This window comes from Bifidobacterium merycicum DSM 6492 (genome assembly GCF_900129045.1).
Taxonomy (GTDB): Bacteria; Actinomycetota; Actinomycetes; order Actinomycetales; family Bifidobacteriaceae; genus Bifidobacterium; species Bifidobacterium merycicum.
This window is the reverse complement of sequence record NZ_FQTX01000001.1, coordinates 125,496-149,314: the sequence shown is the minus strand read 5'-3', so window position 1 is coordinate 149,314 and position 23,819 is coordinate 125,496. Positions and strand designations below refer to the sequence as shown.

General features: G+C 59.6%; 20 protein-coding genes and 1 tRNA gene. 5 read left to right on the top strand and 16 right to left on the bottom strand.

The features are described 5' to 3' along the window. Positions 1-135 precede the first annotated feature (135 nt). Positions 136-1,776, bottom strand: coding sequence for a glucosyltransferase domain-containing protein (locus tag BUB29_RS00655; protein ID WP_051915002.1), 1,641 nt, complete (start codon positions 1,774-1,776; stop codon positions 136-138). 26 nt (positions 1,777-1,802) lie between these two features. Beyond that, complete coding sequence (locus BUB29_RS00650) at positions 1,803-2,636, bottom strand: NAD-dependent epimerase/dehydratase family protein (protein WP_033523044.1); 834 nt, start codon at positions 2,634-2,636, stop codon at positions 1,803-1,805. A gap of 110 nt (positions 2,637-2,746) precedes the next feature. Here BUB29_RS00650 and rfbB point away from each other — a divergent pair, with 110 nt between their 5' ends. The 3 genes from rfbB to rfbA all read left to right on the top strand — a co-directional run bounded on the left by rfbB (position 2,747) and on the right by rfbA (position 6,189). Continuing rightward, on the top strand, positions 2,747-3,769 hold the full coding sequence (gene rfbB / locus BUB29_RS00645; RefSeq protein WP_033523045.1) for a dTDP-glucose 4,6-dehydratase: 1,023 nt from the start codon (positions 2,747-2,749) through the stop codon (positions 3,767-3,769). Positions 3,770-3,862: 93 nt separating this feature from the next. Further along, positions 3,863-5,284, top strand: a complete 1,422-nt coding sequence (locus BUB29_RS00640; RefSeq protein WP_033523046.1) for a sugar nucleotide-binding protein — start codon at positions 3,863-3,865, stop codon at positions 5,282-5,284. After that, the gene (gene rfbA, locus BUB29_RS00635) at positions 5,281-6,189 is read left to right on the top strand and encodes a glucose-1-phosphate thymidylyltransferase RfbA (protein ID WP_033523047.1); all 909 of its coding nucleotides are present in this window, start codon (positions 5,281-5,283) and stop codon (positions 6,187-6,189) included. The genes BUB29_RS00640 and rfbA overlap by 4 nt, the downstream gene beginning before the upstream one ends. A gap of 89 nt (positions 6,190-6,278) precedes the next feature. Here rfbA and BUB29_RS00630 read toward each other — a convergent pair whose 3' ends face one another. The 6 genes from BUB29_RS00630 to purE all read right to left on the bottom strand — a co-directional run bounded on the left by BUB29_RS00630 (position 6,279) and on the right by purE (position 13,683). After that, the gene (locus tag BUB29_RS00630) at positions 6,279-7,919 is read right to left on the bottom strand and encodes a glycoside hydrolase family 25 protein (RefSeq protein WP_407640896.1); all 1,641 of its coding nucleotides are present in this window, start codon (positions 7,917-7,919) and stop codon (positions 6,279-6,281) included. 195 nt (positions 7,920-8,114) lie between these two features. After that, a complete protein-coding gene (locus BUB29_RS00625; RefSeq protein ID WP_033523144.1) occupies positions 8,115-9,191 on the bottom strand; it encodes a LacI family DNA-binding transcriptional regulator in 1,077 nt (358 codons plus the stop codon). 216 nt (positions 9,192-9,407) lie between these two features. After that, a complete protein-coding gene (locus BUB29_RS00620; protein ID WP_033523049.1) occupies positions 9,408-11,438 on the bottom strand; it encodes an LTA synthase family protein in 2,031 nt (676 codons plus the stop codon). A gap of 157 nt (positions 11,439-11,595) precedes the next feature. Then, positions 11,596-12,003 (bottom strand): Fur family transcriptional regulator, encoded by a 408-nt coding sequence (locus tag BUB29_RS00615; RefSeq protein ID WP_033523145.1) that lies wholly within the window; start codon positions 12,001-12,003, stop codon positions 11,596-11,598. An 8-nt stretch (positions 12,004-12,011) separates the two neighbouring features. Beyond that, the gene (gene purK, locus BUB29_RS00610) at positions 12,012-13,202 is read right to left on the bottom strand and encodes a 5-(carboxyamino)imidazole ribonucleotide synthase (protein ID WP_033523050.1); all 1,191 of its coding nucleotides are present in this window, start codon (positions 13,200-13,202) and stop codon (positions 12,012-12,014) included. Next, a complete protein-coding gene (gene purE, locus BUB29_RS00605; RefSeq protein ID WP_033523051.1) occupies positions 13,186-13,683 on the bottom strand; it encodes a 5-(carboxyamino)imidazole ribonucleotide mutase in 498 nt (165 codons plus the stop codon). Before purE ends, purK begins: the two co-directional genes overlap by 17 nt. A gap of 189 nt (positions 13,684-13,872) precedes the next feature. Between purE and BUB29_RS00600 the strand changes: the two genes are divergently transcribed. Next, positions 13,873-15,729: a 1-deoxy-D-xylulose-5-phosphate synthase gene (locus BUB29_RS00600; protein ID WP_033523052.1), complete on the top strand. Its 1,857-nt coding sequence runs from the start codon at positions 13,873-13,875 to the stop codon at positions 15,727-15,729. Positions 15,730-15,824: 95 nt separating this feature from the next. Continuing rightward, a complete protein-coding gene (locus BUB29_RS00595) occupies positions 15,825-16,190 on the top strand; it encodes a phage holin family protein (RefSeq protein ID WP_033523053.1) in 366 nt (121 codons plus the stop codon). A gap of 95 nt (positions 16,191-16,285) precedes the next feature. Here the strand turns inward: BUB29_RS00595 and BUB29_RS00590 are convergent, their stop codons facing one another. The 8 genes from BUB29_RS00590 to BUB29_RS00555 all read right to left on the bottom strand — a co-directional run bounded on the left by BUB29_RS00590 (position 16,286) and on the right by BUB29_RS00555 (position 23,774). After that, positions 16,286-16,861 carry a DUF805 domain-containing protein gene (locus BUB29_RS00590; protein WP_033523054.1) on the bottom strand — a complete coding sequence of 192 codons (576 nt, stop codon included), beginning with the start codon at positions 16,859-16,861 and terminating at the stop codon, positions 16,286-16,288. Between the two features lie 278 nt (positions 16,862-17,139). Next, positions 17,140-17,213, bottom strand: a tRNA-Arg gene (locus BUB29_RS00585). 132 nt (positions 17,214-17,345) lie between these two features. Continuing rightward, positions 17,346-18,524, bottom strand: coding sequence for an anion transporter (locus BUB29_RS00580; protein ID WP_033523055.1), 1,179 nt, complete (start codon positions 18,522-18,524; stop codon positions 17,346-17,348). Positions 18,525-18,738: 214 nt separating this feature from the next. Then, entirely contained in the window at positions 18,739-20,802 is a 2,064-nt protein-coding gene (dnaG, locus tag BUB29_RS00575; protein ID WP_033523056.1) for a DNA primase, read from the bottom strand. A gap of 476 nt (positions 20,803-21,278) precedes the next feature. Further along, on the bottom strand, positions 21,279-21,932 hold the full coding sequence (locus BUB29_RS00570) for an ABC transporter ATP-binding protein (RefSeq protein WP_234945665.1): 654 nt from the start codon (positions 21,930-21,932) through the stop codon (positions 21,279-21,281). Further along, complete coding sequence (locus BUB29_RS00565; RefSeq protein WP_033523057.1) at positions 21,929-22,537, bottom strand: hypothetical protein; 609 nt, start codon at positions 22,535-22,537, stop codon at positions 21,929-21,931. The genes BUB29_RS00570 and BUB29_RS00565 overlap by 4 nt, the downstream gene beginning before the upstream one ends. Next, positions 22,537-22,956, bottom strand: a complete 420-nt coding sequence (locus BUB29_RS00560) for a hypothetical protein (RefSeq protein ID WP_143155106.1) — start codon at positions 22,954-22,956, stop codon at positions 22,537-22,539. The genes BUB29_RS00565 and BUB29_RS00560 overlap by 1 nt, the downstream gene beginning before the upstream one ends. A 56-nt stretch (positions 22,957-23,012) precedes the next feature. Then, positions 23,013-23,774, bottom strand: a complete 762-nt coding sequence (locus tag BUB29_RS00555) for an ABC transporter permease (RefSeq protein WP_143155105.1) — start codon at positions 23,772-23,774, stop codon at positions 23,013-23,015. Positions 23,775-23,819: the final 45 nt, after the last annotated feature.

The window sequence follows — 23,819 nt, the reverse complement described above, 5'->3', positions numbered from 1 at the left end:
CATGCACCATATCTCATCCATCAGGAATCATACGGCAACGGGCCATGCTGTCTTCGCCGCGGAACGGTCTGCGCAACGATGACCAGCATGGCCCGATAATGTCGTTCGTCTGGGTGGCGTTCGGGACGCCGCAAGTCAGAATTTGACGATGACGAGATCACCCTTCTGGATGACGCTTCCACGTGCCGGCCAATGCGGCATCGACTCGCCTATCTTCTCCGCCCGTTCAAGCTGCTTCTCGCTTGCCTGCTGGAAGTTGGTGCCCGTGATGTTCAGGAAGTTCGTCTTCACGAATGTTCCCTGCTTGGGCGAGACCGTCACCTCGAACAGGGAACGTCCGACAAGGCCCAGCTGATCGGACGTATAGCAATCCTTGTTGCATGCGGACTTGTGGTAGTTGAGGAATACCAGTGTCTTCTTGGATTGGTCGGTGATGCCCAGATCATCAATGCGTGTCCTGATATCCTGCGCCAGTTCCATGTCCTGCTGGTGGTTGATCGACTCCGTGTAGAAGATGCGGTTCACGATAAGCCCTTGGCTCCAGCCAAGCGCCAGCACCAGAAGGGCCGCCACTGTTTTGACGGTGCGCTTCCTGTCGAATATGCCGAAGACCTGAACGGCGAGGAAGGCGACCACGAAAGCCAGCATCAGCGGATACGACAGTTCCGTCCGCACCGAAGGCTTGCTTCCCAGAATGAGGCTCATCATCATCGGCGAAGCGCACAGGCACAGCGCTACAAGCAGCGCGAGCACATCGGTGTGACGGCGGATCACGGCGACCAGCATGGTCGCGACGAACAGCACAAGCAGCACGGAGAAGATCCCGGCATAATATATGCCTTCGCCGGAGTACAACGACTGGGCATGGTCCCGAATCGTCTGGATGATGGAGGATGTGGAATCCTTGCCCCACCTGGATTGCTCACTGATATAAGGGTTCGTCGTCGTGTGATGCATGGCGAGGGCGGCCGCATTGCAGGCCACATACAACAGATATGACATGACGAACGCGACGGCGCCAACAGCGATGAAGCCGATGCGCCGACCCAGCTTATACTCGTGATGCGCATCCCAGAACAGCATCAGGAACACCATGGCGAAGCCGGCGACGAAAACGGTCACCATGGCCAGATACAGCGTGAACCCAGCTGCGGCCACGAACAGCGAGAGAATCCCCAACCACCATTTCCTGTATGCCATGCAGTTCAGCAACATCATCAGGGATGTCGCAACAAGGCCCAAGGCCATGCCGATTTCCGGTCCAGTCAGGGTGAAACCGACCATTTCGGCCAGAACGGGCGATGTGACGAACGGCACGGCGAAGAACGCGGGATGCATTCTCCCCCGTAGATTATTCACCTCGGCGAGCAGATAAGCCCACAGCAGGGCCGCGGCCAACAGACACACAGCGGACAGGAACGAGGCCACGGCATTGTTATACCAGTACAGTCCCAGAGCCTTCTTCAAGTACAGCAGTCCGAAGCGTTCAAGCTCGATCCAGGATTGGTACAGGCTGCCTTGCGCCTGCATCATGGCTTCGGTGTCGATGGAATACGAATCGCCGAACATCTTCAGCTCGTACCCCAGAAGCAGGAAGAATATGCTTGCCGCCACATCCCAAGGATTGCCCTGCAGATATCGCATGAAACCACGCAGGGAATACTTGTTCCTCAGCGGCAGGGTGCACGCGTCCGCTTTCCTTTTCTCCCCCTCGGCGACGTTTTCGACGCCGGGCTTTTCAATCGCCTCCGCTTCCGTTGCCTCTGTACATGTCATCTGCTTGATTTGCCCAACCGCTTTCGTCACTTGTTAAGGATCTTCTGGATCTTGGTGGCATCTCCCCACACGCCGGGGGAATCGTACGGACGATCCGGGAACGCGCCGTATTCGAGCTTGATGTCGAGGTTGTTCTCCTTGATGTAGCGTTCAACGCGATCGGCGAGGGACACGGGTTCCCCGGTGCAGCAGTTGATGACGCCATCGACCTCATCCTGGGAGACGACCGCGCCGATCTGCCTGGCGAGCTCGTCCACGTCGATGAAATCGTATTTGTTCTTGCCCGTAGTGAAGGGGAACGTGGGCTTGCCTTCACTGGCCGCCTGCAACAGCTTCGAGAAAATGGAACTGCCGTGCACGTCGTCGCCGACAATGTAGTACGCGCGAATCCATTGGGCGGTTGCCTCGTGCTCCTTGGCAAGCATCAGAGTGGCTTCCCTCAACGCGTTCTTGGCGATGCCATACATGGATGCCGGGTGGCAGGGGGTGTTCTCGTCGATGGCGCCCTCCCAGTAGCCGACCTCGTGCATGGTTCCCATGACGGCGATCTGCTTCAGGCCGGAATCCAGCATGGTCTTGATGAAGCGGTAATGGCTTGAAAGGTCCCCCATATGATTATCGGAATTATGCTTGAATCCGTCGCGCCAAGCCATGTGCAGACATACATCCGGCGATCCGAGCTCTTCGAACAGGTTGTCGCTCGGTTCGAAAATGTTCGCTTGAATCTTCTCAGCCCTATCGTCGATGCCGTCGATTCGGATATCGGAAGCGACAACATCCTGACCGGCGTCCAGCAGGGCCTTCACCACATGACGACCGATATAACCGCCTGCGCCAGTAACCAAAATTTTCTTAGCCATACGGTCGAGTCTACCAGCAACGTACCCACAACGGCATGAAGCCTTACTCCCCGGCTGAATTTTCACGTTTCCACCAAGCTTCGTACGTGTTTTCAGCTACTATTGACCGTATGGCTGAAGAACCTTTCACTCCTAAGAACATCATCGTGACCGGTGGCTGCGGTTTCATCGGTTCGAATTTCGTACATTATGTGGTCAACAATCATCCCGAGGTGCACGTGACCGTGCTGGACGCCTTGACCTACGCGGGCAACATCGAGAACATCGCCGGTCTTCCCGAAGACCGCGTCGAGTTCGTGCACGGCAACATCTGCGACGCGGAGCTGCTCGACAGAATCGTGCCGGGTCACGACGCCATCGTGCACTACGCGGCCGAATCCCACAACGACAACAGCATCGCGAACCCCGAACCGTTCCTCAAGACGAACGTCGAAGGCACCTTCCGCCTTCTGGAGGCCGTCCGCAAGTACGACATCCGCTACCATCACGTGAGCACCGACGAGGTGTACGGCGACCTGGCGCTGGACGATCCGGCGAAGTTCACCGAGTCCACCCCGTACCATCCGTCCAGCCCGTACTCGTCCACCAAGGCCGCCAGCGACATGCTGGTGCGCGCGTGGACCCGCACCTACGGCCTGAGGACCACGATCTCCAACTGCTCCAACAACTACGGCCCGTACCAGCACGTGGAAAAGTTCATCCCGCGCCAGATCACCAACATCCTCGAAGGCATCCGCCCGAAGCTGTACGGCAAGGGCGAGAACGTGCGCGACTGGATCCACACCGAGGACCACTCCAGCGGCGTGTGGACCATCCTGACCAAGGGCAGGATCGGCGAAACCTACCTGATCGGCGCGAACGGCGAGAAGAACAACATCACTGTGCTGCGCATGATCCTCGAGATGATGGGCCAGAGCGAGGACGCGTTCGACTGGGTCAGGGACCGTCCGGGCCACGACCGCCGCTACGCCATCGACTCCACCAAGCTGCAGACCGAACTCGGCTGGAAGCCCACGCACACCGACTTCGAATCCGGACTCAGGCAGACCATCGAGTGGTATACCGAGAACCGCGCCTGGTGGGAGCCTGCGAAGGCCGCCACCGAGGCCAAGTACAAGCAGCAGGGCCAGTGACGCTTCTCGCCTTCCAGCTGCAACCGGAGGGCGAAGGATGGTCCGCCTGGACGGGCTGGAAACGTTTCGGATGTCTATCAAGGAATAGGACTCATGGATTTTGAGAAGGAACTGAAGGTCGAAAGGACGAACATCCCCGGCCTCATCGTGTTCGATCTGCCGGTGCACGGCGACAACCGCGGCTGGTTCAAGGAGAACTGGCAGCGCGCGAAGATGACCGCGCTGGGCTTGCCCGATTTCGGACCGGTGCAGAACAACATCTCGTTCAACGCGAAGAAGGGCGTGACCCGCGGTATCCACGCCGAGCCGTGGGATAAGTACATCAGCATCGCCACCGGTGCCGTGTTCGGCGCATGGGTCGATTTGCGCCCGGGCGAAAGCTTCGGCCAGGTGTACACCACCTGCCTCGACCCGTCCAAGGCGATTTACGTGCCGCGCGGCGTGGGCAACAGCTTCCAGGCCCTTGAGGACGGCACCGCCTACACGTATCTCGTCAACGCGCATTGGAGCCTCGAGCAGAAGAAGACCTACACCTTCGTGAATCTCGCGGACCCGGAGCTGAACATCCAGTGGCCGATCCCGCTGGAGGAATCCGAGCGCAGCGAGGCCGACCTGCATCATCCGATGCTCAAGGACGCCAAGCCCATGGAACCCAAGCGGACCATGGTCTTCGGATGCAACGGCAAGCTCGGCAAGGCGATCAGGCAGTACGCGGAAAGCCATGATCTGCATGGCTTCGAATACCACGACTCGGACACCTTCGATATCGCGGATGAGAAGGCGTTCGACGGCATCGACTGGGATCTGTACGGTACCATCATCAACGCCGCGGCATTCACCTCCGTCGACGCCGCCGAAACCACCGAAGGCCGGAAGACCGCATGGCGCACGAACGTGCAGGGCGTGAAGAACCTCGCCAAGGTCGCCACGGATCATAAGATCACGCTGGTCCATATCTCCAGCGACTACGTTTTCGACGGCGAACTCGAATTCCATAAGGAAGACGAGGGATTCGCCCCCTTGGGCGTTTACGGCCAGACCAAGGCGGCGGGCGACGCGCTCATCGAGAACGTCCCCCAGCACTACCTGTTGCGCTCCAGCTGGGTCATCGGCGAAGGACGCAATTTCGTGACCCGCATGTTGAGCCTCGCCCGGTCTGGGGAACCTGCGGAAGCGCCCCGTGACCAGTTCGGCCGCCTGACCTTCACCTTCGACATGGCGAACGCCATCTTCCACCTTCTGTCGACCAGCGCGCCCTACGGAACCTACAACATGACCGGTTCCGGCCGTGTCGCCAGCTGGTACGACATCGCGAGGATCGTCTATGACGCCGCCGATGCCGACACCTCCAAGCTCACGGCCAATTCCGTCGAGGAATACGCCCGTGAGAATAACGCCGCCCCCCGTCCCCACAATTGCTCCCTTGACCTGAGCAAATTGGAGTCGACCGGATACCACCCGGTCGATTGGGAGGAAACCCTTCACCGTTACCTTCAGAAAGAGCTCGCACAATGAAAGGCATCATCCTCGCAGGAGGTTCGGGCACCAGGCTGTACCCGTTGACCACGGTCACGTCGAAGCAGCTGCTGCCCATCTACGACAAGCCGATGATCTACTATCCGCTCAGCGTGCTGATGATGGCGGGGATTCGTGACATCCTGATCATCAGCACCCCGAAGGATCTGCCCAATTTCCAGCGTCTCCTCGGAGACGGCAGCCAGTACGGCGTAAACTTCAGCTACAAGGTGCAGCCGTCGCCGGATGGTCTGGCGCAGGCCTTCATCATCGGCGAGGAGTTCATCGCAGGCGAACCGTGCGCTTTGGTCCTCGGCGACAATATCTTCTACGGCAACGGTCTCGGCAAGACGCTGCGCAAAGCGGCGTCGGCCGAACGCGGTGCCACCGTTTTCGGCTATTACGTCGATGACCCCGAACGCTATGGCGTCGTCGAATTCGATGACAACCACAAGGCCGTGTCGATTGTCGAGAAGCCGCAGCACCCGAAGAGCAACTACGCCGTGACCGGACTCTACTTCTACGATGCACGAGTCACCGAATTCGCCAAGCAGGTCAAGCCCTCCGCCCGTGGTGAACTTGAGATCACGGATCTGAACAAGATGTATCTGGAGGACGGCAGTCTCAACGTGCAGACGCTGGGACGCGGTTATGCCTGGCTTGACACGGGAACCATGGATTCCCTGTTCGAGGCGGGTGAATTCGTCCGTACCATCCAGCGGGCGCAGGGTCTGCCGATCGCGGTGGCCGAGGAGATCGCCTTCGAGAACGGGTGGATCACCACCGAACAGCTCATGGAGGCCGCCACCAAGTACGGAAAGTCGCCGTACGGCAAGCATCTCAAGGATGTGGCCGATCACAAGATCATCTCCCACCCTGACGATGATCCGCAATTGATGAAGTAATTCTTCTCATCGATATACGAGTCGGGCCTTCGCATTGGCAGTGCAATGCGAAGGCCCGACTCGTATCAACGCATACGGAGTGGGAACTATCACACGCCGAACGCGTATGTCCGCGTCTCCACCAGATATCCGGTCGATGTGTACAGCTCGTAATGCGTCCAGTACACGCCCTTGGCCGGCTTCTTCCATGTCGCCCACGGACCGTTGAAACCTGCCACCCACTGCTTCTTGTCCACATCGTAGATCTTGATCTTGTAGCGGCCTTGGGGGTTGTTCGACGAGACGCCCAGCAGAACGTCCTTCGACTGCCATGCCGCGTATGTTCCGTTTATCCTCTTGCTTCCGGGCACGTAGGCGAAGGCGACGGTCTTCTCCCCGATGCTCTTCTTGGAAACGGCGTCGCGCACTTCGAGATGCAGCCAGTAGGTTCCGGCGTTATCGGACCATCCAGCCCAATTCGCGGATGTCCAGTCCGCGATGGTCTTCCAAGTGCCGGTGCTCACGTTATATGACTGCCACTTGTATTCAAGGCTGCTGGCCGTGGTGTTCACGGATGCCCCGACCGCGATGTCCTCATCCCTGACGACCCATAGCATGTTGATAAGCGACTCGTAGTCCTTGTTGCCGAAGGCGCTCATGTCGACGTTGCCGCTGATGCCGTTGATATGACCCGAGCTGGTGTACTGCCAGCCGCGCCTATTGGTCGGGAACTCGTTGTACTCCATGCGGGCGCCGTATTGCGCCACCCACGTGGTCTTGGCGTGGATGTCGGGATGGTTCAACGGCCCCTGCAGGTAGCTGGTATAGGAATAGACACCGAGGTTCGTGTAACCGCCGGATTGGAGGGCGGCGTACCACTTGTTGGCGATGCCGTTATAAACGTTCGGGTCGGTGGGCGGGGTATGCCCGGTCCACGTCCATTGTTCAAGGTCGTAGTACACCGGATACTGCAGGTCGCCGGAGCTCACGCCGAACTGCCGAAGCTTGGCGACCACATCCTCGCCTTCCTCGGCGGCCCCATTGGCGTCATGCGCGTAGGAATACCAGTAGATGCCGAAGGGGATGCCGAGTCGCTTGCATTCGGAGATGTTGCGCTGCGCCTTGGAATCGGCCGCGTTGTCGGATCCATAGCCAAGACGGATGATCGCGCCTTCCACGCCATCGGCCTTCGCCCTGGCCCAATCGATGTCACCCTGCCATTGGGAGACATCGATCACGCCCTTGCCCTGCTGCACGAACAGGTTGTTCTTGTAATCGAAGAAAGCCTTCGTACCGTTATAGGTGCCCCAATGCGCGCCGTAACTGTTGCTTTCAAATCCGGACGGCCGGACCCCGGTATCATTCGCGTTCGCATCCGATACGGCCTTCTTGACATCCTCGGCGCTGACCGGAATGAATGATTCGCCGTCCGTTTTGGCCAACGGATCCGGCTGCTGATCCTGCGTACCGACCAATGTCGTATCGGTCACCGTTTCACCTGTCTCGAGGTTCTTGACGGTTCCATCCGGCGTGGCGGCGAGCTGCTCCGAGACCACGGTGGAATCATCCGGGATCTTCGCGCTCACTGTATTCGGAAGCTTCGCATCCGGATTATCCGGCATGCTCTTCCCCGAGTTCTGTTCATTGTCCGTCTGCATGGCGAAACCATGCTGCGCCGCGGAACCGTCGATTGCGGTATCCTGCAATGCATATGCGGGAACCGCCGTAGCGGAAACCGTCATCGCAATCATGGACACGCAGACCGCGATTCTCGCAATACCCTTTGGGAACATTATCCGTTAGCCTCTTTCAAGTAGTCTCAGGTCTCCGCGAATCAGTGTAAAGCCTTGTATGCGTTACATACTGTATTAGCAACCTCAGCCAATCAGCGCCTTGCGCGAAATCGTTATCATTCACGGAGCCTTGACACTAAAGGCCTCTGGAACTCAGCGCACCGTCGAACGCAAAACCAGATGCGGCGTGATCATGCCGACATGCAGCGGCGCATGCGGATCGGCGAACCGCCGTTTGAGCACGGCCCAGCATTCCGTGGCCAGCGTATCCACATTCTGCGAGATCGTGGTGAGATCGTTCGACAGACCGAACCGCGCCAGAATATCGTCATACCCCACAATCGACACATCCTCGGGCACGCGCAGACCGCGCTCCTCCACCCGCTTGCGCAAGCCCATCGCCATCAGGTCGTTTGCACAGAACACCGCCGTCACACCGGCATCCAACAGTCGATCAGCGGCATCATAACCGCTGGAATACCGGTAGTCGCCCATCGCCACGCAGTCGTCATCAAGCGTTACGCCGGCCCGCCCCAACGCCTCGACGAAGCCGTGGAGTCTATGATCCGCCAAGCCGTCCGGGCGCTCGACGCACACGCAGCCGATACGCCCCGGCCGCACTCCCCCGGCCCCGCCGGTCCGCGCGGAACGGGAAATCGGCTTGCCGTCGGCATCCATGCCCAGGGATGCGAGCAGCGCCTCGGCGGCAAGACGTCCGCCTTCCGCATTATCCACCCCCACGCCGTCGCAGTATCCGGCATCCACCAGGCGATCCACGAACACCACCGGGCACGGGCATTCCTCCACGTCCCGGCGCAACGCCTCCCCATCCGCGCATGATTCCAACGCCGGCACCAGGAACAGGCCATCAACGCCGCGTGCGGCCACGCCTGTGATCAGCGCATGCTCACGTTCCCGCGAATCGTCGCTGTTGGCCACGATCAACGAATACCCGTCGCGGATGGCCACATCCTCCAATGTCTTGAACAACGACGAGAAGAACATGTTCTCGATGTCGGGGACCACAAGCCCCACCATATTCGAACGGCGGGTGACCAGCGTACGGGCCGACTGGTTGGGACGGTAGTGCATCGTCGAGGCGACATGCAGGATGCGTTCGCGCCGCTTGTCCGAGATTCGCACCGGCTTGCCGTTAAGCACCAACGACACCGTCGCCGGCGACACCCCGGCAGCCGCCGCGACATCCTTCAACGTGACCCTGACCGCCATGATCCGCCCCTTTCCGAAACCGCTCGTCATGCGTCGACGGGTCTCGGGTTCGTTCCCATCGCCGAGACCACACTGCCGGACGCTCCTTTTCCCACCAGCATACCGCCGATAAAACGATTAACCCGTTGACAGTCCGGCATTCGACGCACATGCGCGGACCTCCCCGACTTTTGGAAGTCGACGGGAAGAGCCGCGCACGATCAGGATTCCGTCGCGTTACCGCTTCGGCAGGTCCATGAATCCCAGATCCTTCAGATAGTTGCTGCCAGCGGTGATGTCGTACTGGATCAGCTTGTAGTCGTCGACCAACTGCTGGGTCTCCTTGTCGAAATCGCTTTCGACCATCGGCTTGCCCGACGCGTTCAAGTACAGGCTCTGGCCTTCGGGGATGCGCTGCCAGCCCTGGATCTTGTTGACCACCGGAGGCTCCATGGCGGAGATCTTCCCATGCATTTCGGTCAGGAACGCGATGAACGGCGACACCTTGGCGTTCATATGCTCGGCGGCTTGCGCCATGAAGAAGTTCGGCGACGTGTATTCGCTGTTCTCCACCTTGTTGCCCTGGGACGAGGACGCCTTGTTCGACCAGATGAAGTAGTCGGTCAGATGCAGCGCGAGCGAATTGTTCTCATCCTCGCTGGCCGTCGAATAGATGCCCGGCAGGTGGTCGCCGTAGAAGACCACGGTGATGGGCTTGTCGATCTTGTCGAGCTGGTTGAGGAACTTCTCCGTCTCCTTGTCGGTGATCGCGGCGCCCTTCTGATAGGTCTGGATCGATTCCTTCTCATTCTTGCCCAGCGGGGTTCCCGTGGTGGATTCGGCAGTGAACTCGTTGTTCGGGTACCAATCGTGGTACGGCATGTGGTTCTGCATGGTGATGAGCTGGATGAACTGGCTGCCCTTGGTCTTGCGCAGCTCCTCCAACGTGCTCTCATATGCGGAGGCGTCGGAGACGTACGGGCTGGTACCCAGCTTGTCCTGATGGGAGATGATGTCCGGGCCGGTCAGCGTGTAGAAGTGCGAGAAGCCGAACTTCTTGTAGTTGGTGGCACGCGAATACATCGAGGACTCGTACGGGTGCACGCCGATGGAGTTCTTCGGCGCCCCCCACAGCTGGTTGATCGTCGGCGTCCAATGCTGCCCCGGCACCAACTGCTGGTAGGGGCTGGACAGCGAGGAGTCGAAGTTGGCCATGCTCATGCCCGTCAATCCCATGTATTCGAGGTTGGCGGTGCCGCCGCCGTACCCGGACGACAGCATGTAGCCGGAGGTCGTATGCTCCTTGATCTTGCGGATGTTCGGCATGGAATCCTTGTTGACCTTCAGGCCCGGCACTCGGCTCGGGTCGGAGAAGGATTCGGACAGGATGTACACCACGGTCGAATCGTTCAGATTGGCGCTGCGCTTGGCGTTGATGGTGTCGGCGTCCTTGCTGTACCGCTCGGCGACCTTCTTCATCGTCGCTTCGGAGTAGTCTGCGGGCTTCTCCATCACCTTCGGGTTGAGCTGGCGCAGGAAGGAGACAATCGGGCCGTTGCGCTGCGCGTCATACACGGAATCCCACATGGATACCTGATCGCCCATGGCGAGGTTGAAGTTGTTGGCCCAGGATCCCACGGTTCCGGCCTGCATGGCGTATGCGCCGAGGAAACCGGCGGGGAGGATCACCAGCAGGATGCGGGCCGAAGCGTTCACCAGACCCGTGCGACGGTCGGAGGAGCGGAACATGCGACCATGACGGCCGTCGATGCGGTTGAGGTACAGGCACAGGCCAAGCAGGACGAGGAACCCGGCGGCCGCGCCGAGAATCACCCAGTGCGCGCCTGCCGGCATGAAGCTCATGAGATTGCCCGTATCGGATTTCAGGAAGCTCAGATCGGAGGGAAGCACCGCTTCATAGCGGATGACGATCTTGAAATGTTCGATGACCGCGATGATGATCGCGATCGCCAGATATATCGGCGTGGCGACCCAGAACCGGTTGCAGATCATGAGCAGGATCAGGTAGACGATGCCGCAGATCAGCAGGTTCAGCACGGCGACGAAATTCAAATCCGTCCACATCTTGGTGACGAAACCCCAACCGATGGTCGGGCTGGACAGTTTGACGCGGGACGTCGCGGTGACGCCCCATTCGAGCACGCCCACGCCGATGGCGTCGAATACGACGAACAGGATGCCGTACAACCAGCCGGGGAACGGTTTCCTGGGGCTTTTCAATGTGATCTCCGCTTCTTGGTTTTCCATACGCTTCTCTTCGTTCGAATCGAATATTCAGCTATTAACGCGTCATGCCTCGGCGTCGCAGTGGATCTCTTGACTTTTCTTCTTGTTCTCTCTTGCGTTCTCTCAGCGTAGTGCATGGGCGCCGACCACGCCAGCGCCCATGCGAATCAGCCACAGTTCATTCACCGTGTTCCATCTTGTTGCGGCAATCCGAGCACAGGCCGAACACCTCGATGGTGTGGCTTTTGATGGTGAACCCGTGCTTTTCCGCGATGCCGCGAAGCCAGCTCTCCCCCGGGGATTCGATCTCCACGGTACGCCCGCACCCGGTGCACACCATGTGGTGATGGTGCGCGTCGTCCCCGCATAGGCGGAACAGCTGCTGGCCGTCCAATCGGATCGTGTCCACCGCGCCGGATTCGGCCAGGGAGTTCAACTGCCGGTAGACGGTGGCCAGACCGATGCGGATGCCGGAATCCTGCAGGCTGCGGTGCAGATCCTGCGCGGAGAGGAACTCCTCGCAGCCCGCAAGCTGATTCCTGATCGCATCCTTCTGTTTGGTTTGCCGTTCGATATGTTCCACCATCGCCGGCATCACGCCTCGGCCGTCGCTCGCGGATCGAGATCGGCCCAGCACCCGGTTTCCTCGAGCGCCTCGACGGTGGCGGCCGTATCGTCGGTGAGCACGGTGATATGACCCATCTTGCGATCGTGACGGACCTCGGCCTTGCCGTAATCGTGCACGTTCCATTCGGGATGCGTGGCGATCAGGGCGCGCGTCGGCTCCACATGCTGGCCGAGCACGTTGACCATGACGGCAGGGCTCAGCAGCTTCGGCTGTTCCAGAGGCCAGCCTGCGATGCCGCGCACATGCGCGTCGAACTGGTCGAACGAACAGGCCTCGATGGTGTAATGCCCGGAATTATGCGGACGCGGGGCGAGTTCGTTGACGATCACCTCGTCATCCTTGGTGATGAACAGCTCGATGGCGAGCGTGCCGGCGAGTTCGAAGCCCTTGGCCAGACGCAGCGCAAGCTCATGCGCCTTGCGGGCGACTTCCTCGCTCACCTCGGCGGGCGCGATGGTCATGTGCAGGATGTTGTTGCGATGCTCGTTGCGCACGATCGGGAACGTGACGAAATCCTTGCCGTTGCCGGACACGAGGATGCTCGCCTCGAACGCGAAATCCACGAATCCTTCGAGGATGCTCGGCGGGAAACCGCCGCCACGGTCGCCGCGCGCGCGAACCTGTTCCAGATCGGCGTCGGACCTGAGCACGGTCTGGCCGTGGCCGTCATAGCCACCGGAACGGGTTTTGAGCACCGCCGGGTAGTGGATCTCGTCCAGCGCGGCGTCGAGTTCGTCGAAATCGTTGACTTCGCGCCACGGCGCGGTCGGCGTGCCATGTTCGTTGATGAAGCGTTTCTCGTTCACGCGATCCTGCGTGACGCGCAGCAGGTCGGTGCCCTGCGGGACGGCGGCCAGGCCACGCACCTCATCGATGGCATCGGCGTCCACGTTCTCGAACTCGTAGGTGAGCACGTCGGACTTGACGGCGAGATCGTGGATGGCGGTCCTGTCATCGTATTCCGCGGTGATCTGGAAGTCGGCGACCTGCGCGGTCGGGCAGTTGGTGGTCGGGTCGAGCACGCCGACCTTGAAGCCCATGTATCGTGCGGACAGCGCCATCATGCGGCCAAGCTGGCCACCGCCGATGATGCCGATGGTCGAACCCGGCATCAGGCGCTCAACGCGCCCGCTGGTTTCTTCAGACAAGCTGGGCATTGGATTCCGCCACCTTCTCCTTCAACGAATCACGGTATTCCTGCAGCGCCTGCGCGAGACGCTCATCGGTGGTGGACAGGATGGAGACGGCGAGCAGGCCGGCGTTCGTGGCACCGGAATTGCCGACCGCGGTGGTGGCCACGGGGATGCCACCCGGCATCTGCACGATGGACAGCAGCGAATCCCAGCCGGACAGGGCGTGCGAGCGCACCGGAACACCGATGACGGGGAGCGTGGTCTGCGCGGCGATCATGCCGGGAAGGTGGGCGGCGCCGCCCGCTCCCGCGATAATGACCTTGAAACCGTTGCCGCGTGCGGCGTGAGCGAATTCGCCCATCAGTTCCGGCGTGCGGTGGGCGGAAATGACCTGCTTGTGATAGGGGACGCCGAACTGGTCGAGGATCTCGCAGGCGTGCTTCATCGTCTCCCAATCGCTGGAAGAGCCCATGACCACGGCAACCTCGGGCTTGCTTTCGCTCATTATCATTTACCTCCGTTTATTGAGAATACGGTCTCACTCTACCCTCGCCGCAAGTCATTGGGAACACACCCCCGTATGTGGGGGAAGTTGGGAGCATTTGCGGAATAGTCGGGCGCTGCGCGGCATGCGGCTGTATGATGTGCCATTTGGAGTGAGGAACACCGAAGCATCGTGAGAAGGAGTGGACATATGCACGACGGGCTGCTGCGAAGTATCACGGGACCCGATGATGTCAAGGCCCTGAGAGCCGACCAGCTTCCCGACCTGTGCGCCGAGATCCGTACGACGCTGCTCGACTACGGGCACCGGCATGGCGGCCATATCGGTTCCAATCTCGGCTTGGTGGAGGCCACCGTCGCCCTGCACCGCGTCTTCGACTCCCCCAACGACCGCATCGTGTTCGATGTGTCGCATCAAAGCTACGTGCATAAGATGCTGACCGGCCGCGCACAGGCCTATCTCGATCCGGCCCGCGCCGGTGAAACCACCGGTTTCACGAATCCGGAGGAAAGCGAGCATGACCAGTTCGTGCTCGGCCACACCGGCACCTCCATCTCCCTTGCCTGCGGCTTGGCGAAGGCGCGTGACGCCCGCGGCGAGACCAACAACGTCATCGCCGTGATCGGCGACGGCTCGCTCAGTTCCGGTGTGGCGTTCGAAGGCTTGAACAACGCTGCCGAGCAGGGAGGCAACCTCATCATCGTGTTCAACGACAATGAAATGTCGATCGCCGAGGATTTCGGCGGCATGTATGGCCCGCTGGCCCGTCTGCGCGAATCGGGCGGCACTGCGCAGCCCAATATCTTCAACGCGTTCGGCCTTGACTACCGGTATGTCGAGCAGGGCAATGACGTGGCAGCGCTGGTCGACGCATTCACCGAGGTGAAGGATATCGACCATCCGGTCGTGGTGCATATCCACACACTCAAAGGGCTTGGCTTGCCCGCCGCCGATGACCGCCACGAGGTGGATCATTGCGATCTGTCCGGCAGCGAACCGCATGCCGGGCGTTGCGAGGCTTCGCATTGGCAGACGCCGGACGCCGCATTGGGCAAGCCGGACGATCCGCGCAAGCATTACGGCAAGCTTGCCATGGCCGCACTGGAACGCTGTTTCGCAGCCGAGCCGGGACTGACCATCATCTCCCCCGCCACACCGGGCTCCAACGGCATCACGCGCGAATTCCGCGAACGTGCGGGCTCGCATTACGTGGATACCGGCATCACCGAATCGCATGCGGTGGCGTTCGCCGCCGGCATCGCCCGGGCCGGCGGCACACCCGTTGTGGCGACCACGGCATCGTTCTTCCAGCGCGCCTACGACCAGTTCTTCCAGGAGATGGCGTTGAATCGCCAGCCCGTGACGCTGCTGTCGTTCCTGAGCGGCCTGTCCGGTTCGGATAGCACGCATTCCGGCGCATATGACATCGCCATGTTCGGTAATATCCCGGGTCTGATCTGCTTGGCTCCTACGAGCGGCTACGATTTCCTCGGCATGCTTGATTGGGCCACCGATCCGGCCCGTCGCGGTTCGGCGCATCCCGGCCCGATCCTGATTCGCGTGCCCAGCGAGACGGTGCTCGCGGCGGATGCGCAAAGCGTATATCGGGCGACGTGCGAAAGCCGTGGAATCACCGGTGCCGATTGGCTGCGCTGGCATGCCGTACGCCATGGTTCCGAGGTGGCGATTCTGGGGTTGGGCAATATGTTGCCGTTGGCGTTGCAGGTGGCGGATGCGTTGCCGTTCGATGCGACCGTGGTCGATCCGCGTCAGTTCGGTTCGTTGGATGGGGAGGCGTTGGATGCCATCATGGGCTCCCATCGTTTGATCGTCGCACTTGAGGACGGCCAGCGCGAGGGCGGCTGGGGAGAGAAGGTCGCCACCTATTGCGCCAACCGTCGCCTGCCGCGTGCCGTCGCGCCGCATGTGCTGACATTCGGCGCGGTCAAGGAGTTCACCGACCGTGTGCCGTTGGATGAGTTGGATGAGCGTTATGGTCTCACCATCGAATCGGTGGTCGACGCAGTGCTGGGTCTGATCGACTAGATCGAGCAGTGAACAGTGGGATTCCCCGGATTCCCACACGATTCCCGCACGATGATGGGGACGAATGGCGCACCCGCGGTTCTACGATGGTGGCTATGGATCATTTCATCACTCGTTGGTTCGTTATGACCGTCGCGGTCGCCGTGACGGTGCTGCTGCTCCCCGGCATGGAGGTTGTCGGCAACCCGCCGGTACTGGGCATCGCCGCGTTCGCCCTGTTCATGGCGTTGATCAACGCCTCCATCAAACCTGTCGTACATATGATCGCGCTGCCGTTCTCCGTACTAAGTTTCGGCATCGTGTCGCTTATCATCAACTGGCTGTTCATGCGGCTCGCCTCCTGGCTGGCGATCAGCCTGTTCGACGTGGGCGTGAACGTGCGGGGATTCTGGTGGTCGGTGCTCGCGTCCATCATCATTTCGATTGTTTCGGGCATCGTCTCCGCAATCGTCGGCGACTGACAACGCTCCTGCCGACACAACCGGCCTGTACGCATATGGGCGGTGTGGAATTGCATCCGCACCGCCCATATGTCTGGTTCAGCAAGGTCCCGCGACTACTTATCCCATCGCGCACCTTCCGGCTTGCTCAGCCTCAAGCCCAGCGCGATTTGCCCGGCCACCGCGACGACCATGAGCAGTATACCGATGATCACCACCGCGGTCGAGCCGCCGCCAATCTGCTGTATCGCGCCTTTGAATGCGGTCCCCGCAAACTGCACCGGGTCAGTGATGCCCAGCGCGATGATCACCTTGGCGACGGGTGAAGCCGTCAGCCACCCGCCGGTAAGACCGGCCACCCACGGCAACGCAGCCCACCAGCCTGGCATATCGGCGTCATGCAAGCGGCGCACGGTGAGCGCGAGCTTCGGGATGATGACGACTATCAGCCATCCCACAAGCGCGTATTCGAAGCTCTCGTAGAAGAAGTACATCACCAGGAATATGGCGTTCACCATCCAGATGTACAGCACGGACCACCAGTATTCGGCGAGGGACGCGCGCCCGGAGAACACACGCCATTTCTTGAACATGCGTACGTATGCTTCCTTGAAGGAGATGTTCGGGTACGGCTGGTCGAATGCGGGTCCTCTGGTGCCCGCCGCATTGGATTCGGTATGGTTTGCAGTCATGTGATGCCTCTTTTTCGAATGACCAAAAGCTTCGTTGCGCAGCCCACTATACCCGAATACTGCGCGACGTTTCGTATATCCGTCCGTCTGTCGGCGCAAACACTGCCCTCATGGTGCAAACGTTGCCAGAACGACCTGAACGGGTACCTCCCGGCAAACCTACTCCTCCCCTGCCGAAAACAAGGTGACCGGCACCAGCCATCACACACAAATATGCCGCACGAAAATCGGACAATATACAAAAGTCCTTGGAATCATTGGATTCCAAGGACCGATCGTGACCCCGGCCGGGCTCGAACCGGCGACCCTGAGATTAGAAGTCACATGCTCTATCCAGCTGAGCTACGGGGCCAAACCACACCTATCATAATGGGGGGTATATAAATAGACACGCTGCGCATGTGCCTGTTTTTCGCATTCCGGACCGCATCCCACCCATATGGAAGGCTGCCACGGAAACCGCGTATACGTCTGCAGACACCTACTACTCGATGATCCAGCTCAATCCGACGAGGACGATGAGGAACAGCACGTTCACCACACTGTACACGGCAAGATAGCGTCCCTTGCGATCCGGATACTGGCGCACCACGTTCTTATAGGAGATGAGCGAGGCCATGGACGCGATCAGGGTGCCCATACCGCCGAGGTTCGTGCCGATGATGAGCGAACGCCACTGGTCGCAGAAACCGGACAGCAGCAGCGTGGTAGGCACATTGCTGATCACCTGGCTGGACACGACGGCGACTTCCAGCGGATGACCGCCGACCAGCGTCTGGGCCAGCTGGTAGAACTCCGGTACGCGCTTCATGTTCCCGATGAAGATGAAGAACATGCAGAACGTAAGCGGCAAACCCCAATCCACGTAACGGAACACGCGGCGATCGGTCACCAGGAAGGTGGCCACGACGATCACGCACATCACCCACAGTGGGATGAAATCGGATACCGCCAACAAGCAGACGATGAACAGCACCGCATACACCACGGTGCGCCAACCACCGTAGCCTGCGCCGTAACCGGTGATGCGGATCTCATCGGGCTGATGTTTGCCGCGTTCGGGGGCGAGCACACCGGTTTCCAGATCGCTGAGTTCGGAAACGGGAAGCTTGGGGAAAGCGAAGAAGATGACGATGAGCAACAGCACCGCCGCAGCTGCGGAATACGGTGCCATGATGCCGATCATCTCACCTGCCGGCATACCAGTGAGCGCTTTGAGATACAGGTTGTGCGCGTTGCCGATAGGGGTGAGCATACTGCCCACGTTCGCGCCGATGGTCATCAACGTGACCACCAATATGGTTCTCTCCCCCATGTCCGCCATGAGCAGCACCGCCACGGCGAAGGGAACGAAGGTGACCAAAGCGACGTCGTTGGTGATGAGCATCGCAGAGAAGAACGTCAGCGCCACCAGCGTGACCACCAGCCCTCGCAGACTCCCCACATGTTCCAGAAGACGCGAGCCTATGATGCGGAACACGCCGATGCGCTGGAAGCCACAGACCACGATCATGAGACAGATCAGCTGCGAAATGGTGCTGGCGTGGATGTAGCCCGCATATTCACCGTCCGGGGGAACGATGAAGCACGAGATCAACGCGAGTATAGAAGCAACGACGAGAATGGTCTCATTCTTCAGGACGTTGACCAGCAGATGCCGCATCCATTCCTCCATGCACTCCCGTAGTGCACCCCTTGTGCGCCACGGGTTTTCTTTTCAAATGCCATACTTACTTTACTCGATGCCATACCTACGCATTACTCCGGCGTTGCTGGCGATTCACCCGTCGTACACCCTTCAGACAGCTGATAGACATCCAATAGGCATTCGTCGGGTTCCCGGATATCCATCGAATATCGGAAGCGATCGCGTCGGCTCAGTCGACGGTATTGCCGTGCACCTGGTTCTGCAGGTTCTTACGCGACGCCTCCATGGTGGTGATCGCACCCAGCAACGCGATCTTCTCCTCGCCGTCCGGCAGGCGCGACATACGCGCCCTAGCCGAGGCGATGCGGCGCATCAGACCCATATCCAGCAGCCGAGCAAGCAGCTCCGAGGCATACTGCAGCTCGGCTTTGGTCGCCGGAGCTGGGCCCTGCATGCCATTCTGCACTCCCCCGCCCTGCACGTCACCGCCGCCCGTGGAGCCATCCGCAAGTGGCAACGGCATGACGGCCAGTTCGTTGATCGCCGATTCGAGCATCGGCCCACCGGCCTTGGTGAGATTATGCATCCACAGGCCTTGTGGGGTGGTGACCTCCGGCAGGCCGCCCGCGGCAGCCACCGCTTGGAACAGCGTGCGGAAAATCGGGGTTTCGAAACTGGACGGTGTCAACGACGCGAACCATTCACGGTTGATGGCATTGGGGATCTGGATGAGCACGGCCATGAACTGCTCCTCGGCGATGAACACGGCATCATCCATACGGTAGAACGTCTGCCGCCCCGCATTCCCACGTTCGATAAGCCGCTTGCGCTCGGACGTCATGGTTCTATCATCCCGCTGCGGTGAGGAGAAACGGCGCTTCGGCGCATACGCATCCTCGTCGCGCACATGCATCTGCCGCTTGCAGCGCTCCACCTCGCGGCGCATCATATCGAGATCGATGCCGCCGATACGCCGCACAGCCTGACGCATATACAAGTCGACCTGCGAACGGTCGCGAATCTGCGCGATCAGCGGGGCCGTGGCCTTGACCGCGCCAAGACGCCCCGTGCTGTAACTCGTATCGAACCGCTCGATTGCGGCATCGATGACGAAATCGTACAAGGGTTTCGCATTGGTAACGAGCGAGCGCACCGCCTCATCACCCTGTTCGATACGCAGATCGCACGGGTCGAGATTGTTCTCGGCCACTGCCACGAACGTCTGCGACAGGAACGCCGGATCCAGGCCGAACGCGTGCAACGCCGCCTTCTGCCCGGCCGCATCGCCATCGAACGTGAACACGATGCGCGAACTCAACGGCTGGCCATCGACCTTTCGCGGGCCCACCAGTTGGATCGCGCCCATCGAATCATCCGCCACCAGCCTGCGCACGATCTTCGCATGCTCCTCGCCGAACGCCGTGCCACAGGTGGCGATGGCGGTATCCACCCCGGCCAAGTGCATGGCCATCACATCGGTATAGCCTTCGACGATCACGGCCTGTCGCTTCTTCACAATGGCCTGCTTGGCCAGATCGATGCCGTACAACACCTGGTTCTTGTGGTACAGCTGCGTATCGGGAGTGTTGATGTACTTCGCGGCGATCTGATCATCCTCATACAGTTTGCGAGCGCCGAAACCAAGCGTGCGGCCGGTCGAATCGCGGATCGGCCAGGTGACGCGGCCTCGGAAATAGTCGTAGACGCCGCGCTGACCCTGCCTGGCCAGGCCCGCATCCAGCATCTCCTGCTGCGTGAACCCTTGGGACGCAAGATGACGCACCAGATTATCCCATCCTTGCGGCGCATACCCGCAGCCGAAACGTTCGCAATCGGCTTGCGTGAAAATTCGTCCGCCCAACAGCTTGCGTGCGGCGAGCGCCTCCTTGGTCATGATCTGACTGACGAAGAAACGCTGGGCGGCCTCGTTCGCCTCCAGCAGCCTGGCGCGTTTGGAACCGGAATGTTCAGCGCGCTTGGAACCGTTCTGCTCGTAATGCAGTTCGATATGGTATTTGTCGGCCAGCAGTTCCACCGCTTCGCGGAAGTCGATGTTCTCCTGCTCCTCCACGAACTTGAAAACGTCGCCGCCCAGGCCGCAGCCGAAGCAATGCCATACGCCGAGCGCGGGGCGTACGTTGAAGCTGCCGGTTTTCTCGTCATGGAACGGGCACAGTCCGACGAAGGTCCCGGTTCCTGAAGGTTTGAGCGAAACGGAGGCGGATACGATGTCGTAAAGGTCCGCGGCCGCGCGCACCTTTTCCACATCCTCTTTCAGAATCATTCCCGGCATAATCCACCACCCTAGCAGCCGTGCCGCCCTTCTCGGCGCAGGCGCAGCGTAGACAGCTGGAGACGGTATCCCCATATGGCTGCGCTGAGAGGACGTCAGCGTAGCCATGCCGAGAGATCATCGCCAAATCCCTACACTGAGAAACCGTCAGCGTAGCCAAACGGAGACGGCACCACCAAACCCATACACTGAGAAGCCGCCAGCATAGCCAAACGGAGACGGCACCACCAAACCCATACGCTGAGAGACTGTCATCGCAGACAAACGGAGAAGACACCACCAAACCCCTACACTGAGAAACCGCCAGCGCAGCCAGATGGGGATGACCTCGTCAAACGGCTACACCCTGTCTCCTGAAATGGCCGAACGGTATGAGATGCGTTCGACAAGTTCACGGTCATTCGGTCCGACCTATGGTCGGGCGACGTCGTCCGGATCCTATGTCGGGCTGTGGCAGGCGTCCGCATCTTCGATAATCAGCTCATGATCCGGCCATTTTCCACATGCAGGACACGATCAACGATTTCCTGCAGCTCCGCCCCTTGATGGGATGCAATGATCACTGCGTTTCCGCGCTCCCTCTGGCGTCTCATCTCTTGCTGGAACGCCGTCACGGATTCACGGTCCAATCCATTCATCGGTTCATCAAGCAGGATCAGACGCTGATGCTCCATGATCGCCTGCACAATCGCCAACTTTTGACGCATGCCCAGCGAGAAGGATTTCACTTTGTCGCCACGATGCTGCCACAGACCGAACACCTTCATAAGCCGTTCCGTCTCTTTTTCGTCGAATCCGCCGTCAAGCCCGGCGAGATATTCCAGGTTTCCCCAAGCCGTATCCGCGCCGATGAACCCGGGATGCTCGATGAGCACACCGATCTTCTCCGGCAATGCCTCATTGAACACCACCGGCTTGCCTCCGATGAGCACCCGCCCATCCGTAGGCCGAATGAAACCGCATATCGCCCGCAGCAGCATGGTCTTGCCGGAACCGTTTGGCCCCACCAATCCACAGATCTCGCCGCGTTCGAATCCGCAATTCACATGGTCAAGCACGGTTTTGCGCTTGATTATCTTGGTGTAATCGTGAATCTCAACATACATGGTTTTCTTCTTCGATAATTTCAAATGATTTCCATCCGCCTGCATAACGGTATGGGGGAAGCGATGACCATCATCGAGGCAAGGCTCAGGACGATCAGCCAATGCGGCAATCCGCAATACGAATCGGCCATCAACCATGATTCAACCGGCTTCGCCGACTCCAGAATCATGCAGAGCATCAGAGCAGCGACATACCCTACCGCACGATTGCCGAGCAGTGTTCCCGCATCACGGATCGCGATGGCAAGCAGCAATTGCAATGCCGCACAGACGGCAGTACATATCAAAGAACCGCCTTCGCCCCATCCTCCGACGACACCCACGGTCAATAGCAATGGAACGCCTGTGAAAGCCAAACAGTATGCAGCCAGGCGAATCAGATAACGCCGGACTTTCCCGCACACGCCACGCCTGCGTACACATGTCATCGCGTTATTCGACAGAAGAACCGAGCAAGGCCATTCCAGGATGATCAGCATGCCGAATACCAGGAACGCAAGGGGCACTTTATTGGCGAGTAACGGCCAATCACCCGTATCGTCCGGACTACCGAAACATCCGAGGAAAACCGATTGCGATGGCTCCCGAATCAAATATTCGAATACCACGGCGGCAAGCATCACGGGCATCACCCGCCCCCCATGCAACGCCACAAGCAACCATGAGACGCATCACCGATGCCAAGCACAACCAAGGCAAGCAACGTCTGCACGAACAGCGACAACGGCCAAAAACCGCTCACGGCCGGTAATGCTCCCCCACTCATCACCCGGCACAGCACCGCATACAGCGCACTGTAATAACCGGAAACCGCCACTGCCGCGCACCATAGCCACATATCGTTGACACGTAATTGCGAGGAAGCGGAACGTCTTACCACTTCCATCGGAGAGCGGTCCACCGTCCCCATCCACAACAGGAATATGAAAGTCGGCGCAATCCACACACCCCAAAACATGGGGCTGAGGAATCCTCCAACAACATTCCCCGTTGCCAACGATTGCGGAACATACGCCGCCATGCGCAACGATGACAATGCGACGACCATGCCGCACAGCGCTTTCCCCCCCCCACAGCGGAGAGAATCGCCACAAGTGACGCCATTCATAGAGCGTCTCTGTGAAGTTCAATCCCATACAGCACCCCGGCAAGAACAAGAAACAGCATTACGTTGGCCGCAGCGCCCCATGCGCCATATGGTCCGGCATCGGCGCTGAAATTCAGGAAAACCACCTGACTGAATTCGTTGGCGACCAACTGGGCGCGTATCGGCAGAATCGCGGGCAGCAGCCAGATCAGCAACGACACCGCAAAAGGAACCAGTATCTCCACATATCGTTTTCCGATAAACGCCGATGCGCCGATCGCAAGGCACGCATACGCTCCGGAAAGCACGAATATCAGCGCAAAAACAACCACCAGCATCAACGGCTGACTGGCCTTATACAAGGGGTACAGCCACGAGTCCGACCGGATGACCGGATAGTACGCAAAATACGGATTCGTCGCAATATGGTCGACGCCATCGATGAATGACATATGCGGCTGACGAACGACCGCAACCACCAGATTGAGCAGCAGGGGAAGAACCCCTCCGCATCCGCCCAGCACGAATCCGGCGCAGAATGATGAGCGCAGCACATCACGTCGCCCGGTACGGGCAAGCATCATACGTAAACGGCCACTGTTCTTCTCATCCGAATACAGTCCGCCACCGACCAAAGCAGCGATGCACGGCAGCAGCATACAGTATATGGATCCGCCGGCGCCCACATCACTGAACAGCATCATGTATCGAAAGAACGTGGGATCGGATTTCGGCAATACGAATGTGGCATGAAAAGTCGTCCAATAATTCAAAGCCACCAGCACTATTCCGATGCCGGCGATGGCAGGGAACCTCCAGCTTCG

Excerpts from the sequence above, each read along its gene's own strand:
- rfbB (WP_033523045.1), top strand. The coding sequence starts at position 2,747 with ATGGCTGAAGAACCTTTCACTCCTAAGAACATCATCGTGACCGGTGGC.
- BUB29_RS00640 (WP_033523046.1), top strand. The coding sequence starts at position 3,863 with ATGGATTTTGAGAAGGAACTGAAGGTCGAAAGGACGAACATCCCCGGC.
- purK (WP_033523050.1), bottom strand. The coding sequence starts at position 13,202 with ATGCCCAGCTTGTCTGAAGAAACCAGCGGGCGCGTTGAGCGCCTGATG.
- BUB29_RS00590 (WP_033523054.1), bottom strand. The coding sequence starts at position 16,861 with ATGACTGCAAACCATACCGAATCCAATGCGGCGGGCACCAGAGGACCC.
- BUB29_RS00650 (WP_033523044.1), bottom strand. The coding sequence starts at position 2,636 with ATGGCTAAGAAAATTTTGGTTACTGGCGCAGGCGGTTATATCGGTCGT.
- purE (WP_033523051.1), bottom strand. The coding sequence starts at position 13,683 with ATGAGCGAAAGCAAGCCCGAGGTTGCCGTGGTCATGGGCTCTTCCAGC.
- BUB29_RS00620 (WP_033523049.1), bottom strand. The coding sequence starts at position 11,438 with ATGGAAAACCAAGAAGCGGAGATCACATTGAAAAGCCCCAGGAAACCG.
- BUB29_RS00580 (WP_033523055.1), bottom strand. The coding sequence starts at position 18,524 with ATGCGGCATCTGCTGGTCAACGTCCTGAAGAATGAGACCATTCTCGTC.
- BUB29_RS00625 (WP_033523144.1), bottom strand. The coding sequence starts at position 9,191 with ATGGCGGTCAGGGTCACGTTGAAGGATGTCGCGGCGGCTGCCGGGGTG.
- BUB29_RS00615 (WP_033523145.1), bottom strand. The coding sequence starts at position 12,003 with ATGGTGGAACATATCGAACGGCAAACCAAACAGAAGGATGCGATCAGG.
- BUB29_RS00560 (WP_143155106.1), bottom strand. The coding sequence starts at position 22,956 with ATGGTCGTCGCATTGTCATCGTTGCGCATGGCGGCGTATGTTCCGCAA.
- dnaG (WP_033523056.1), bottom strand. The coding sequence starts at position 20,802 with ATGCCGGGAATGATTCTGAAAGAGGATGTGGAAAAGGTGCGCGCGGCC.
- BUB29_RS00600 (WP_033523052.1), top strand. The coding sequence starts at position 13,873 with ATGCACGACGGGCTGCTGCGAAGTATCACGGGACCCGATGATGTCAAG.
- BUB29_RS00655 (WP_051915002.1), bottom strand. The coding sequence starts at position 1,776 with ATGACATGTACAGAGGCAACGGAAGCGGAGGCGATTGAAAAGCCCGGC.
- BUB29_RS00630 (WP_407640896.1), bottom strand. The coding sequence starts at position 7,919 with ATGATTGCGATGACGGTTTCCGCTACGGCGGTTCCCGCATATGCATTG.
- BUB29_RS00595 (WP_033523053.1), top strand. The coding sequence starts at position 15,825 with ATGGATCATTTCATCACTCGTTGGTTCGTTATGACCGTCGCGGTCGCC.
- rfbA (WP_033523047.1), top strand. The coding sequence starts at position 5,281 with ATGAAAGGCATCATCCTCGCAGGAGGTTCGGGCACCAGGCTGTACCCG.
- BUB29_RS00565 (WP_033523057.1), bottom strand. The coding sequence starts at position 22,537 with ATGCCCGTGATGCTTGCCGCCGTGGTATTCGAATATTTGATTCGGGAG.